The sequence below is a fragment of the Nocardioides daeguensis genome (assembly GCF_019192965.1).
In the GTDB taxonomy this organism is placed as follows: Bacteria; Actinomycetota; Actinomycetes; order Propionibacteriales; family Nocardioidaceae; genus Nocardioides; species Nocardioides daeguensis.
This window is the reverse complement of the sequence record NZ_JAHTKU010000001.1, coordinates 174,269-188,106: the sequence shown is the minus strand read 5'-3', so window position 1 is coordinate 188,106 and position 13,838 is coordinate 174,269. Positions and strand designations below refer to the sequence as shown.

The following is a 13,838-nucleotide window of genomic DNA, read 5'->3' as shown; positions in this document are numbered from 1 at the left end:
CGAGGCTAGCGGCGGTGGCGGACCACCTGGAGCACGACGAGCACCAGCAGCACGACCAGGTCGACCGCGCCCACCGTCGTGGCGAGCCCGGTCACGCTGGAGGCGGTCGCGCCGAGGCCGACGAGGACCACCGCGCCGACGCCGACCAGATACTTGGTCGCGACGCCGCGGGTCGCCAGTCCGGCGTACACCAGCAGCTGGAGCAGGGCGAGCAACGCCCCGAGCACGGCGAAGATCCAGAGCCGGTCCTGCACCGGGGCGTACTCGTCGCCGCCGATGAAGATCAGCGCCAGGTCGGAGAGCAGGTAGGTCGCCGCGACGCAGGCGGCGCCCAACGCGCCGAGGAAGGCCAGGCCCTTGATCACCGCGGCCCGGCTCTCCGTGCCCGTCGACATCGACGGGAACAGCACGACGACCGCGAACTGGGGCAGGAACAAGACGGCCTTGGTGACGATCAGGCCGCCCGCGTAGAGACCCGCGTCGTGCTCGTCGAGCACGCTGCGGGCGACCACGATGTCGAGGTTGGCCATCGCGAAGAAGGCCAGCAGCGCGGCCGACCCGCCGAGGGTCTCGCGCAGCACGTCGCGGCGGATCTCGCCCTCGGTGACGTTGGTGGCGCGGCGCGGGTGGCGGCCGAGCGCCCAGGCGCCGACGAGCACCGGCGCCCACGACGACAGCAGCACGGCGAGCATCGCGCTCGTCTCCGAGCGCCACACGAGCAGGAACCCGATGCCGAGCAGCAGCCGGGGGACGCCGACCGCGAGGTAGACCAGGCTCAGCGGCAGCCAGCGCCGCTCGCCCTGCAGCACGCCCGCCTGGGCGCCCATCACGGTGGCGGGGACGACGGCCAGGCCGAGCAGGACGGCGGGCAGCAGCCCGTCGAGGCGCAACAGCTTCGTGACGACCGGCGCGGCGAGGACGGTCACGGCGCCGAGGACCAGCGCGGTACGCCAGCCGGTGCGGAGCACGGCCGCCTCGACGGCGGCGACGTGCTCGGGGTCGGCGGCGATCCGCCGGGCCGAGGTGGCCTGCAGGCCGAGCTGGAGCACCGAGAGGACCATCAGCAGCGCCATCACACCGGCGAGCGCGCCGTACTGGCCGGGGCCGAGCAGCCGGGCCGAGGCGATCTGGAAGCCGTAGGTGCCGACGTTCATCACGGCCATCGCGATGGCGATGCCGGCGCTGCTGCGCAGCAGCCGGGCGAGGCGTGAGCCCGTGGTCGGGGAGGTCGTCGTCACCAGAGCAGGTTAGGGGGACGGTCCACCTGAACCGAAGCCGACCCGACGGTGCCGGGCCCGCGTCTCCTACAGTGGCGCCGGGCAGCCGAGCGGGAGGAGGTGGGATGAGGCAGAAGGTCGGGTCGGCCGGACGCGGCACGGGCGTGGCGGTGACCCTGTACGCCCTGATCACCACGCTCATGCTGCTCCAGCAGCCTGGAGCCACCACCTACGACACCCGCGCGGAGCTGACCGAGCGCCCGCGGGACTTCCTCTCCGGCGCCTTCACGCTGTGGCACCCCGAGTCCAACTTCGGGGAGTTCCAGAACCAGGCCTACGGCTACCTGTTCCCCCAAGGCACCTGGTTCTGGCTCACCGACCTGCTCGACGTGCCCGACTGGGTCGCGCAGCGACTGTGGACGGCGCTGATCCTGGTCGTCGCCTGCGAGGGTGCCCGCCGGGTGGCCCGTGCCGTCGGCCTCGCCGACCTTGCGGCTCTGCTGGCCGGCGCCTTCTTCGCCTTCTCTCCGCGGCTGCTGGGCACCGTGACGGTGCAGAGCGCCGAGTCGCTGCCCGGAGCCGTGATGCCGTGGCTGGTCCTCCCGGTCGTGCTGCACCTGCGCGGCCGGGTGACGGGGCGGAGCGCGGCACTGCTCAGCGGTGCCGCCGTCGTGTGCATGGGCGGCGTCAACGCCGTCGAGACCGCCGCCTGCCTCCCGCTCGCCGCGCTGCTGGTGCTGTGGGGGGCGCGCTCGCGGCTGACGTCGTGGCGCTTCGCGGCCGGGTGGACCGCCGCCGTCGGCGCCGCCTGCCTATGGTGGGCGCTGCCGCTCGCGGTGCTCGCGAGGTACGCGCCGCCGTTCTTCGAGTACGTCGAGAGCGCACGCGACACCACCTCCCTGATCGGCTGGTCGGAGGCGACCCGCGGGGACTCGTCGTGGCTGGCCTACCTGCTCTCCGGCGACCGCCCGTGGTGGCCGGCGGCGTTCGAGCTCGCGACCGACCCGCTGCTCGTCGTCACGGCCGCGGCCCTGGCTGGCGTGGGCCTGGCCGGGCTGGCCCTCATGGACAGCCCGGTACGACGCCCGCTGCTCCTCGCCGCGCTGCTGGGGCTCGGCTGCCTGACCGTCGCCCACGGAGGCGTCGCCGGCACCCCGATCGCGGACACCGTGCGCGGACTGCTGGACGGCCCGCTGCAGATCTTCCGCAACGTCCACAAGATCGACCCGGTGGTGCGGCTGCCGCTCGCGGTGGGCTTCGCGAGCGCGGTCGCGGTCGGTGTCGAGCGCCTCGTGGCCCGGCGCCCGCGGCTGGCGCCGGGGCGCAGCAGCCTGCTGCTCCTGCCCCTGCTGCTGGTGGCCGTGCTGGGCGCACCCTTCCTCGGCACCGGTACCCGCACCCCCGGATGGACCGAGATCTCCGAGCCGTGGCGACAGGCGCGCGCCTACCTGGCCGCCGAACAGCGGGACGCCGGTCCGCAGCAGGGCGACCGCACGCTCGTCGTACCCGGTTCCAGCTTCGCCCAGCAGGCGTGGGGCTGGACGCTCGACGAGCCGCTCGCGATCCTCGGCGGCGTCGACATGGTCAGCCGCACCCAGGTCCCGCTGGTGCCGGGGGAGTCGATCCGGTACCTGTCCGCGCTCGACCAGGCGATCGCCACCGGTCGGGTCACGCCCGCGCTCGTCGACCAGCTGGCCCGCGCCGGGATCGGTCACGTCGTGCTGCGGCGCGACCTGCTGCGCCAGCTCACCCGCTCCCCGCACCCGGGTGGTGCGGCGGTGGCGTTGGCCAAGGCCGGACTGCAGCGGGTTGCCGCCTACGGCGCGACCGACGACGGCGATCCCGAGGTGGAGGTGTTCCGCGTCCCGCGCCGGCTGCCGCTGGTTCGGGTCAGCGCCCAGGACGACGTCCTCACCGTCCGCGGGTCCGCGGAGAGCAGCCTGCTCGCCCAGGGGAGTGGGCTCGTGGGCGCCGACCAGCCGACCGTGCTCGAGGGAGAGACCGGTTGGCGGCGGTCTGCCGACGTCGTGACCGACTCCGACCAGCGCCGTGAGCGCGCGTTCGGCAACAACGACGAGGGGCTCTCGGCCCTGATGACGGCCGACGAGCCGTGGCGGGTCGAGCGCCCGGCCCACGACTTCCCCGGTGGGCCCGGGCGCGGGCCCGTCGTGGCCCGCTACGCGGGACTGTCGGGCCTGGTGGCCTCCTCCGCCCAGGGGTACGCCGACAACTTCGGCCCGGTGATCACCGCCGCCGGCCCGTACGCCGCCGTCGACGGCGATCTCGACACCCGCTGGGTCAGCTCGGTGGCGAGTGACCCCGAGCAGCAGTGGCTCCGGATGGACCTCGACACCCCCCGCGCGGTCCACACGGTGCGGGTCACCCCGGTGGCCGACGACCCCCAGGTCGTGCCGATCCGCACGATCGAGGTCGTTGCCGGCAAGCAGAGGGTGCGGGCCCGGGTGGGCGCCACGGGGGCACCGGTCGAGGTGCGGCTCGACGGCAGCCGCGTCGACCGGGTCGAGATCCGTGTGGTCGAGGCGGCGACCGCGGCACGCGCGGCCCGGATCGGTCTGCGGGAGGTGGCGCTCGACGGCTGGCGGCCGCGACGCACCTTCGCCGTACCCGGCGACACCGCCCCTGACGGCGCTCTGGCGTTCAGCACCGTCCCCAGCCGGCGCGCTTGCTTCATCACGCTCACCGCGCCCGACTGCGACGTCAACCGGATCCGCCAGCCGGAGGAGGCCGGCGGGCTCGACCGGGCGTTCGCACTCACGGGGGCCGGGTCCTGGCGGATCACCGGGCACGTCGTCGCACGCAACACCCCGGAGGCCGCGCGGCTGCTCGGCCAGGTGGAGCGCCGCCCCCCGGTCGAGGCGACCTCGTCCTACGGCGGCGACCTGAAGGTCGCCCCCCGGTTCGCCTACGACGGGCAGCCCACGACGGCCTGGGTCTCCGACGACAGCGACCTGTACCCGACGCTCACCTTCCAATGGCGCCGCATCCGCACCATCACCGGGATCACCGTTCGCTCCGGGGGTGTCGCGGGAGCTCCGGTCGCTGCGGTCCTCACCGCGGGTCGGCGCACCGAACGGGTGGAGCTCGGCTCGGACGGCACCGTCGAGGTCGCCCCGATCCGCACCCACCGCCTCCAGGTGCGCTTCGAGAAGGCGCCCGACGCCCGCCATGTCGTGGTGCCCGAGGTCGAGCTCGCCGGTGTGGACCTGACCCGTCCCCTGGTCGCCGGTGCCCCCACCGGTGCCGTGTGCGGATTCGGCCCCGTGCTCGAGGTCGGCGGCCGACAGGTCCCGACGAAGGTCACCGGAACCATGGCCGACCTGGTCAACGGAACACCGTTGGGGCTGGAGAGCTGCGACCCGGTGACGGTCCGGCTGCCGGCCGGTCCGCAGCAGGTGCACGTGGAGCCCACCAGCGAGTTCGAGCTCCTCGACGTCGCCCTCGTGCCGGCGGGCCGGGCCCGACCGGAGGAGAGCGGGCGCGAGGCCACGGTGCGGCAGTGGGACGGCGCACGCCGTACCGTCCGGGTCGGCAGTGGCCCGGCGAGCGTGCTCTGGCTGCCCGAGAACGCCAACCCCGGCTGGGTCGCCGAGCTCGACGGACATCGTCTCGAACCGACCCGCGTCGACGGCTGGCAACAGGCGTGGCTGCTGCCCGCCGGTAAGGGTGGCACGATCCGGCTGCGCTACGCACCCGAGCAGACCTACGACGTGGTCCTGCCCCTGGGGCTCGCCGTGAGCGGCGCGGTCCTCCTCGCGGGCGCGGCCTGCCTGCTCCTCCTGCTCGTGCGGCGCCCCTCCCACGGGCCGCAGCGCGCCTGGCCGGAGACCGGGCAGGACGCGGGGACGCCGCGATGGGGTCTCGCGGCGGTCGCTGCCGGCGCTGCCCTCCTGCTGCTGGGGCCGGTCGCGACCATCGGTCTGCTCGCAGGCGCGTTGCTGGTGGGCCGACCGGTGCGCGCCACGGTGGCGGTCCTCGTGCTGATGACCGGATCCGGCCTGCTCGACGCCCTCGGCGGTGCGCGCGTCGTCACGGACAGCGCGGACGTCGCTGCCGCGCTCGCGGTCGGCCTGGTCGCCGGCCTGGTCCTGGGGCGGCCCCGCCGCCGGGTGGAGGTGAGCCGATGAGCGCGTGGCGCGGACGTCAGGCGGCAGCCGCGATCGCCGTCATGGTCACGATGGTCGTCGGCCGGGCCGTGCTGCTGGCCGGCTCGTGGTTCAACCAGGACGACTTCTACCTCTCCGGCCGGGCGGCGTCGTCCGACCTGACCGCGGAGTTCCTGGTCCGCGACACGGCCGGTCACGTCAACCCGCTGCAGCAGCTCGCCTACTGGCTGCTGGCCCACGGGGCGCCGTACAGCTGGGGGGCGGTGGCGAGCTTCGTCCTGCTGCTGCAGAGCGTCGCGACGATCGTGATGTGGCTGCTGCTGACCCGGTTGCTCGGCGAGCGATGGAGCCGGGTGGTGCTGCTGGCGGTCTTCGCGTGGGCGCCGCTCACCTTGGCCACCACGCTGTGGTGGAGCGCTGCGATGGGCCTGTGGCCGCACGTGCTGTGCTCGGTCGTGGCCGTGTGGTTGCTGGTGCGTTGGCGGCAGGGCGATGCGCGGGCGCCGGTGGCCCTGCTCGCCATCGTGGCGACGACGGCCGTCGGGCTGGCCTGGCACGAGCGCGCGGTCCTCATCCCTCCCGTGCTGTACGGCGTCGCGGTGGCACTCGCCGACGAGGCCGTCGGCTGGCGGCGGCTGTGGGCCGCGCTGACGCGGTTCCGCTGGCTGTGGTTCGCCCAGACGCTGCTGCTCGGCGCGTTCCTCGTCGGCCACGCGCTGCTGACCGATGTCGTGGGCGGTGAGAGCACCTGGCGGCAACGCGTCGAGGTGAGCTGGTCGTTCCTCGGGCGCAACGTGGTCCCCGGCCTGTTCGGCGGGCCGTGGACCGGGGAGCTCGACGGCGGCGCCGTGCGCCCGGACGTGTGGGTGGTCGTGCTGTCGTCGGTGCTGGCGCTCGCGGGCGCGGTCCTGCTGCTGCGCCGCGGCGGCCCGGCGCGTCGATGGGGCCTGGCCTTCGTCCTCGGGTACGTCGCGGCCGACCTCGCCCTGCTCCTGTCCGGGCGGGCCGGATTCGGCTCGGTCATCGGCCTCGACCCGCGCTACTCCTCCGACACCGTGCACGCGGCCGTGCTCGGTGTCGCCCTGTGCCTGCGAGGATCACGGCCCTGGCTCGGCCTGCTGGAGAGCGCCTCCGCGAGGGTCCGCGGCGTCGTCGTCGCCGGCACCGTCCTGCTCTACGGCGCTGCGTCGGCCGCCGGCACGGCGCTCCTCGTGCCGCACTTCCAGAACACCGAGGACAAGGCGTTCGTGACGACGCTGCGCGCCCAGTTCGCGGCGAACCCGACCGTCGTCCTGTTCGACCGGCTCGCGCCGAGGGACGTCGTGCTTCCCCTCGTCGGCGCGGACTCCCAGCTCTCCCGCATCCTCGCCCCCCTGCCCGAGGACCTGCGCTTCGACGAGGCGTCCGCGCGGCTGCGCATGGTCGCCGACGACGGCAGCCTGCGTCCGGTCGAGCTCGCCGGCGTGGTGCCGGCCGAGGAGGGGCCGGACGGCGAGTGCGGGTACGAGGTCGACCGCTCCTCGCGCAGGGCGCAGTTCGTCGTCCCCGTCGACGGCCGTCTGCTGGTCCGGGTCTCCTACTTCACCGCCGAGGAGACGACCCTCACCGCCGCGACCGGCGACTGGAGCGCCGACTTCCTCGCCTCCCGGGGGCCGAACCAGATGTGGCTCGTGCTGCCCGACCGGCCCGGGGACGTCGATGGCCTCACCTTCCGCGGCGACGGCCGGTCGACGGTCTGCATCACCGGCGTGGAAGCCGGGCTTCCGGAGCAGCCGTGAGCCTGCGCCGACCGCCCGGGCCGGACGTGGCCACGACCCTGGTGATCATCGCGCTGATGCTCGGCCCGCTGCTCGTCGGCGGCGGGTACTGGCTGGTCGGCGACATGGTCTTCGTGCCGCACCAGCCCTGGAAGGACGCCTGGTTGGGCCTGGACGGGTCGCTGCCGCGCGCGGTGCCCATGGACGCCCTGGTCTCGCTGGCCACCCAGGTCGTGCCGGGCGCCGTCGTCCAGCGGCTGCTGCTCGTCGCCGGTCTCCTCGCCGGTGGTCTCGGCATCGCCCGGCTCGTGGCCGACCAGCGCTGGTACGCGCGCGCTGCTGCGATCACCCTGTTCTGCTGGAACCCGTGGGTCTACGAACGGCTCCTGATCGGTCAGTGGGCGATCCTGCTCGGCTACCTGCTGCTGCCGTGGGTGGCACGGGCCGCGCTCCGGTTGCGCGCCGACCCCCGCGACGTGGGGCCGGCAGCCGTGCTCCTGGTGCTGTCCGCGGTGTGCAGCCCGTCGAGCGGCGTGATGGCGGCCGCCGTGCTTGCTGTGCTCGCCCTGGGACGCGATCCTCGCCAGTGGTGGCGGGTGGGTGCCCTGGCGATCGGGGCCAACCTCACCTGGGCGGTGCCCGCGCTCACCGCCGCCTCCGTCACGGTGTCGACCGAGGGCGTCTTCGAGGGGTTCGCCGCCCGCGCCGAGTCGGCGGCCGGTACGGCGGCCAGCGTGCTCTCGCTCGGGGGGATCTGGAAGACCTCGATCCTCCCCGAGGAGCGCACCAGCGTCGTGGTGGTGCTGCTGTCCTGCGCGCTGACGCTCCTCGCCTGTCTCGGACTGACCCGCAGCGGAGCGGACGGTCGCCGCTGGGCGGTCCTCGGGGCCGGCGCGGTCGCGCTGGCCCTGGTGCCGGCGGTGCCCGGTGGCAGCGACCTGCTGGAGCGGCTCGCCGGCCACCTGCCGGGGCTGGCGCTGCTGCGTGACTCCCACCGGTTCCTGGCGCCCCTGGGGCTGGTGCTGGCCGTGGGTGCCGCCCACGCGGTGAGTGCTCTGCGGGCGCGGATCGGGCCCGGGACCGGTGCCTTGTGGAGTGCGGTCGCGTTGGTGGTGGTCGCTCCGCTGCTGCTCCTGCCCAGCCTCGCCTGGGGGGCGCTGGGCGAGCTGCGGGGATCGTCGTACCCGCAGGCGTGGGAGGACGTGGCCGACCTGGTCGGCTCGCACGACACCACCGTCGTGCTGCCCTGGACGGGCTCCTACCGCGGCTATGCCTGGAACCACCGACGGGCCGTGCTCGATCCTGCGCCCCGACTGCTGCCCGGCACGGTCCTGGTCGACGACCGCGTGCTGCTCGCTGACCGCATCGTGCCTGCGGAGGACCCCCGGGTCGCGGCCGTCGCCCGGGCCCTGGCCGACCCGGACCCGGCGGGAGCGCTGCGCGCGAACGGGGTGCGCTGGGTGCTGGTCGAACGCGGCATCGGGAAGCCGGACGTCCCCGACGGGCGGGTCGCCTACGACGGGGGCGGGCTGCTGCTCGTCGACCTGGCGGCCGATGGTCCGGTGGCGCCCGGCGCCGCGCGCATCGACCGTTCGCATCACGTTCTGGTGTCGATCGGACACACTTGCGCGATTCTTTTGCTTTTGGCCGGTGCCTTATGGATACTCCGGTTTGGGAGTAACGGGCATCACAATCATGAAGGTCATGGGGTGTGATGCTCTGTGCCGGTCTTTGGGAGGGGACCGTCGCATGAACACGATCATCGCCACTGTCGTCGGGGCACTCGCCTCGACCGCCGTTCTCGTCGCCGGTGTCAATGCCGCCCAGGGTGAGCACAAGCCGGTCAGCAACGAGAAGCTCTACAGCTACTCCAGCCAGTAGCGCACCCTCGCCGCCCCCGGCGACCTGAGGTCGCCCGGGGAGCGGTTCGTCGTACCGTCCCCGGGGAGGGGGCGGGCTGAGCAGACGGCTTGGGAGGGTCCGATGCTGCAGATCGTCATTCCGGCGTACAACGAGGAACGCCGGCTGCCGCGCACCTTGCGCGAGCTGCGTCGTCACGTGACGGCGCACCGCGGGGTGCTCGGCCGGGTGGAGGTGCTCGTGGTCGACAACGCGAGCACCGACCGCACCGCCGAGGTGGCGCGCGCCGCCGACTCGGCGGCGCTGCCCGTCCGGGTCGTGCGGTGCGAGCGCCGCGGCAAGGGTGCTGCGGTCCGCGCCGGGCTGCTCGCCACCCACGCGGACCTGGTGTGCTTCATGGATGCCGACGGTGCCACCGGCCTCGACGCGATCGAGGCGTCCTGGCGGCAGGTCCTGCTCGGCGCCGACGTCGTGATCGGTTCGCGGGCGGTCGCCGGGAGCGAGACCGAGGCACGGCACTGCCGCACCCGCTCGGTCGGTGCCGCGGCGTACCGACGCCTCGCCGGCCGGATGGTGCCGGGCATCGCCGACACCCAGTGCGGGTTCAAGGTGTTCCGCGGCGCGTTGGCCCGCCGGGCCGCGCAGCTCCTCGAGACCACCGGCTTCTCCTTCGACGTCGAGCTGCTGATGCGCCTGCGCGCCCTCGGCGCCGACGTGCGGGAGATTCCCGTGACCTGGACCGACGTGCCCGGATCGACGTTCGTGCCCTCGCGCCACGGTGCGGCGGCCTTCGCCGAGCTGGCCCGGATCGCCTGGCGTTGCCGGGCCCTCGAGCGGCCGACCCCCGCCCCGGCCGCTCCCGTGCTGCTTGCCGGGAGCCAGGCATGAGGAGCCTCGAGGGGAAGCGCGTCGTCGTCGTCAACTGGCGCGACCTCGACCACACCCTGGCCGGCGGCGCGGAGATCTACGCCTGGCAGTTCGCCCGCGCCCTGCGGGAGGCGGGCGCGCAGGTGCACTTCGTGACCGCCCGCGACGAGGGCCAGGTGGCCCGCGAGGTGCGGGACGGGATCGACGTGCGGCGCGGAGGCGGAGCGCTGACCTTCTACCTGTTCGCGCTGACCTGGCTGCTGCGCCACCGGCGCCGGATCGACGCCGTGATCGACCCGGCCTGCGGGCTGCCGTCGTTCTCGCCGCTGGTGCTGCGCCGCGGCACACCGGCCCTGCTGATCGTGCACCACGTGCACCAGGCACAGTTCGCCGTCCACTTCCCGGCTCCGGTGGCAGCCTTCGGTCGCTGGATGGAGCGGGTCGCGATGCGCCGCGTCTACCGCCACCACGTCACCGCGGCGGTGTCCGCGTCGACTGTGGCCGAGATGCGCGAGCAGCTCGGTTGGACCGGCGACATCCGGATCCTCGAGAACGGTGCGGACCTGCCGCCACGCGAGTTCGTCGACGGCGTCACCAAGGACCCCGACCGGGTCGTGGTCCTGGGCAGGCTGGTCACCCACAAGCGGGTCGACCTGGCCCTCGAGGCGGTGCGCATCGCGCAGGACCGCGCCGAGCTCGCCGGCCGCCGGATCCGGGTCGACGTCATCGGCCGCGGCCCTGAGGCCGACCGGCTGGTCGCCCGGGCCGCCGAGCTCGGGCTGGCTGATCAGGTGACCTTCCACGGCTTCCTGCCCGGCGCCGACAAGGACGCCCTCCTCGCGCGCGCCGCGGTCCACGTGTGCGCCTCCGACGCGGAGGGCTGGGGCCAGGCGGTCGTCGACGCCGCGGCCCACGGTGTCCCTACCGTGGCCCGCGACGTCCCCGGACTGCGCGACTCGATCCGGCCGGGGGAGAGCGGTTGGCTGGTCCCCGACAGCGCGGACTCCGCCACCGTCGTCGGCCGGCTCGCCGAGGCACTGACCGGTGCGCTGGTCGATGCCGCCGACGCCCAGAGCCGGGCACTGCGCGCCGAGGTGTGCGTGGCCTGGGCCCACAAGTTCGACTGGTCGCAGATGCGTCTCCAGGCGACCGACCTGACCATCCAGCTCCTCGGGCACGCGTCCACGCTGCCCGATCGTCATCACCCACGCGACGCTCGCGTGGCCGTCTGAGAGGCTCGCCCATGCGCAGCAAGCTCGCCGCCGTGTCCGTCGGACTCGGTGTCTTCCTGATCGTGGCGGCCGCCCTGGTCCGCTTCTACGCCTACCCGGTCCTCGCCAACGTGCCGCCCGACTACGAGGGCACCACCAAGCTGCAGGCCAAGGACGCGCAGATCTTCAACTCCAAGCCCGAGGTGCTGGCCCCCGAGACCTGGGACCTCGACATCACCTCGGTGACCATCGCCGACAGCGGCGTCGAGGCGCCTGGCGACACCGTGGTGTGGGTGAACTCGACCACCGTGAACCGTGTCGGTGGCGAGATCTTCCAGCAGACCCGCGAGCGCGCGCCGTTCGACGGCAAGACGGGGGCGGCTGTCGACTGTGCGAAGTGCGGATCGTGGGAGGAGGTCGCCCGCGCCGACGACTTCACGAAGATCGAGCGGGTCGACGTCAAGCGCAAGGGGCTGATCTACAAGTTCCCCTTCGGCACCGAGAAGAAGGACTACCCGCTCTGGGACGGCACGCTCGGCAAGGCTGTCGACGCGAAGTTCGAGGGCGAGGAGAAGATCGACGGCCTCAGCGTCTACAAGTTCGTCCAGACGATCCCCGACACGATGGTCGAGACCCGCGAGGTGCCGGGCTCGGTCTTCGGCTCCACCGAGGCCGGCAACGTCACGGCTGAGATGTGGTACCAGATGACCCGGACCTTCTACGTCGAGCCTGAGACCGGATCGCCCGTCAACCGGGTGGAGAACCGGGTGCAGGAGCTGCGCTACGACGGCGTCAGCGTGCCTGCCTTCACCGGCACGGTCCAGTACACGAAGGCTCAGGTCGACGACCTGGTCAGCGACGCGAAGTCGAACAGCACCCTGCTCGGCGGCATGAAGCTGTTGTTCCCCGTGCTGCTCCTGCTGCTCGGCGCCGGCCTGGTGGCCGCCGGACTGGTCCTCGGTCGGGCAGCCCGCCGCGAGCGTGCCGGCCACCGTCGCGATGAGGCGCTCATCGACGCCTGATCCTCACGGCTCCTCTGCGAGGAGGGAGACGACGGCCTCGAGCAGCTGCTCGAGGCCGTTGTCGTTCCACTGGGCGGCTCGGGCCCGCAGGGTCAGGACCGTGCGGCCGCGATGTCCGACGGCGCCGAGCGAGATCCCGCTGCCGCCCGCGGTCACCGGGTGGAAGGCGAGCCGGTCCAGGTGCGGAGCCGTGACGTCGCCGAGATGGGAGACCAACAGGGTGGATCCCAGGCGGGGAGCGAGCAGGCGCAGGCCCACCGAGGCCATGCCCGCGGTCAGCCGCGACCAGGGGCGCTCACCCGCCGGTGTCGGCGGCGTCACCACGGGAGCCGTGCGCAGCGCTTGACCCACCTCCGCGAGATCGAGCCTCTCGACGTCGCGCAGCCGCAGCAGCACGCTGTGGTCGCCGAGCTGCTGGCCGTCGCCGGCTGTCTGCTGGCCGCGCACGGCGCCGACGGCGATGGCCACGTGTCGGGCGTTCCGGCCCTGGACGGCCTCGTGCCGGACCACCGCCCGCGCGGCGGCGTGGACGAGCCGAGCGGCCCGGACCGTGCCGGCCAGCTCGGCCTCGACGAGCGCGTCTCCGGCGCGCGGGCCGGACACGGTCGGGGGAGTCACGCCCGCGGGCGGGTGGAACGCCACCTCGCCGAGGCGGCGAGCCACCGTCGCCGCGAGGCCACCGGTCGTCGCGCGGTCGCCGACTCCGCGGGCCGTCGACGTCGCGGGGCCCAGTCCGAGGCGCTCGAGGACGACCAGCAGGCCGAGACCGTCGACGACACTGTGATGCGCCGAGAGGACGACGTCGCGGCCGTGGACACCGACCAGGAGCGGTTCGGGGGACGACCCCGCCAAGGCCTCCCGGAGCTGGCCGAGGGTCGGTGCAGTGAGCGGGGGACGCGACGTCCAGCCCTCGGAGCGGGTCAGCGCAGCGAGCCGGCCGGCGAGCTCGACGGTCGGGACCGCCTCGCCCAGCGACGCCGTCAGCAGGATCCGCCAGCCGATCCGGCGATCGGCGACCCAGGCCCGGTCGGCCGGTCGGCTCATGGCTTGTGGGCGAGGACCACCAGGCTGACGCCGGGCAGCCGCTTGACCGGGAGCGCCCGCTCGACGGCGAGGGCGGCGCGCAGGCCGGCGTTGAGCACGGGGTGCACCTCCTCCATCTCGCTCTCGGCGGCGTGCTTGTTGCGGCGGCGCGCGCGGACCACCGGGCGGAGCAGCACGTTCCACGACGAGAGGTCGTCGATGACGAGCCCGGCGCCCGTCACCAGGTCGGCGAGCTGCTGCTTCTCGTAGCGCCGGACGTGCCCCAGCGCGACGTCGTGGCCGCTCCACAGCGCCATGCCCGCCGGAACCGCCACCAGGGCGCGCCCTCCCGGGCGCAGCACGCGGGCGGTCTCACGAGCCACCGCGTGGTCGTCGTCGATGTGCTCCCAGGCGTCGGTCGACATCACCAGGTCGACGGATTCGTCGGCGACCGGCAGGTGCCGGCCGTCGCCCTGGACCACCGGGATGCCGCGGGCGGCGGCGATGTCGGCGCCCGTGTCGGTGTACTCGACGCCGACCGCCTGCCAGCCCAGCTCCCGGAGCACCGCGGTGTTGCCGCCCATGCCGCAGCCCACGTCGATCGCGCGACCCGTGGGCCAGGGCCGGACGGTACGGCGCACGAGGGCCCGGCGGGCGGCGTACCACCAGTGCCGGTGCTCGAGCGCGGCCGACTTGGCGATCTCCTCCGCATCCACGAGACCACCCTAGTGACAGCGACCCCGCGGGCCGAGGCCCG

General features: G+C 74.0%; 10 protein-coding genes. 7 read left to right on the top strand and 3 right to left on the bottom strand.

Translation table 11 applies throughout. The annotated features are described in order from the left end of the window. Positions 1-5: 5 nt before the first annotated feature. Entirely contained in the window at positions 6-1,238 is a 1,233-nt protein-coding gene (locus KU893_RS00890) for an oligosaccharide flippase family protein (protein WP_257441096.1), read from the bottom strand. A gap of 104 nt (positions 1,239-1,342) precedes the next feature. Between KU893_RS00890 and KU893_RS00885 the strand changes: the two genes are divergently transcribed. The 7 genes from KU893_RS00885 to pgfA all read left to right on the top strand — a co-directional run bounded on the left by KU893_RS00885 (position 1,343) and on the right by pgfA (position 12,058). Beyond that, the gene (locus KU893_RS00885) at positions 1,343-5,362 is read left to right on the top strand and encodes an alpha-(1->3)-arabinofuranosyltransferase domain-containing protein (protein ID WP_218232414.1); all 4,020 of its coding nucleotides are present in this window, start codon (positions 1,343-1,345) and stop codon (positions 5,360-5,362) included. Next, on the top strand, positions 5,359-7,119 hold the full coding sequence (locus tag KU893_RS00880) for a hypothetical protein (protein WP_218232413.1): 1,761 nt from the start codon (positions 5,359-5,361) through the stop codon (positions 7,117-7,119). Before KU893_RS00885 ends, KU893_RS00880 begins: the two co-directional genes overlap by 4 nt. Further along, positions 7,116-8,813: an MmpA family trehalose lipid delivery protein gene (locus KU893_RS00875; RefSeq protein WP_218232412.1), complete on the top strand. Its 1,698-nt coding sequence runs from the start codon at positions 7,116-7,118 to the stop codon at positions 8,811-8,813. Before KU893_RS00880 ends, KU893_RS00875 begins: the two co-directional genes overlap by 4 nt. A gap of 34 nt (positions 8,814-8,847) precedes the next feature. Further along, positions 8,848-8,979: a hypothetical protein gene (locus KU893_RS23070; RefSeq protein ID WP_257441100.1), complete on the top strand. Its 132-nt coding sequence runs from the start codon at positions 8,848-8,850 to the stop codon at positions 8,977-8,979. A 102-nt stretch (positions 8,980-9,081) separates the two neighbouring features. Continuing rightward, the gene (locus KU893_RS00870) at positions 9,082-9,846 is read left to right on the top strand and encodes a glycosyltransferase (protein ID WP_218232411.1); all 765 of its coding nucleotides are present in this window, start codon (positions 9,082-9,084) and stop codon (positions 9,844-9,846) included. Next, positions 9,843-11,057 (top strand): glycosyltransferase family 4 protein, encoded by a 1,215-nt coding sequence (locus KU893_RS00865; RefSeq protein WP_218232410.1) that lies wholly within the window; start codon positions 9,843-9,845, stop codon positions 11,055-11,057. Before KU893_RS00870 ends, KU893_RS00865 begins: the two co-directional genes overlap by 4 nt. A gap of 11 nt (positions 11,058-11,068) precedes the next feature. Next, positions 11,069-12,058 carry a cell envelope lipid trafficking protein PgfA gene (gene pgfA / locus KU893_RS00860; protein ID WP_218232409.1) on the top strand — a complete coding sequence of 330 codons (990 nt, stop codon included), beginning with the start codon at positions 11,069-11,071 and terminating at the stop codon, positions 12,056-12,058. 3 nt (positions 12,059-12,061) lie between these two features. On the opposite strand, the gene KU893_RS00855 is transcribed toward pgfA, so the two are convergent. After that, positions 12,062-13,102, bottom strand: coding sequence for a hypothetical protein (locus tag KU893_RS00855; RefSeq protein ID WP_218232408.1), 1,041 nt, complete (start codon positions 13,100-13,102; stop codon positions 12,062-12,064). After that, entirely contained in the window at positions 13,099-13,797 is a 699-nt protein-coding gene (locus KU893_RS00850) for a class I SAM-dependent methyltransferase (protein ID WP_218232407.1), read from the bottom strand. Before KU893_RS00850 ends, KU893_RS00855 begins: the two co-directional genes overlap by 4 nt. Positions 13,798-13,838 lie beyond the last annotated feature (41 nt).

What these genes read in the sequence shown, in the direction of transcription:
- KU893_RS00880 (WP_218232413.1), top strand. Translation starts at nt 5,359, where the DNA reads ATGAGCGCGTGGCGCGGACGTCAGGCGGCAGCCGCGATCGCCGTCATG.
- KU893_RS23070 (WP_257441100.1), top strand. Translation starts at nt 8,848, where the DNA reads ATGAACACGATCATCGCCACTGTCGTCGGGGCACTCGCCTCGACCGCC.
- KU893_RS00870 (WP_218232411.1), top strand. Translation starts at nt 9,082, where the DNA reads ATGCTGCAGATCGTCATTCCGGCGTACAACGAGGAACGCCGGCTGCCG.
- KU893_RS00865 (WP_218232410.1), top strand. Translation starts at nt 9,843, where the DNA reads ATGAGGAGCCTCGAGGGGAAGCGCGTCGTCGTCGTCAACTGGCGCGAC.
- pgfA (WP_218232409.1), top strand. Translation starts at nt 11,069, where the DNA reads ATGCGCAGCAAGCTCGCCGCCGTGTCCGTCGGACTCGGTGTCTTCCTG.
- KU893_RS00885 (WP_218232414.1), top strand. Translation starts at nt 1,343, where the DNA reads ATGAGGCAGAAGGTCGGGTCGGCCGGACGCGGCACGGGCGTGGCGGTG.
- KU893_RS00855 (WP_218232408.1), bottom strand. Translation starts at nt 13,102, where the DNA reads ATGAGCCGACCGGCCGACCGGGCCTGGGTCGCCGATCGCCGGATCGGC.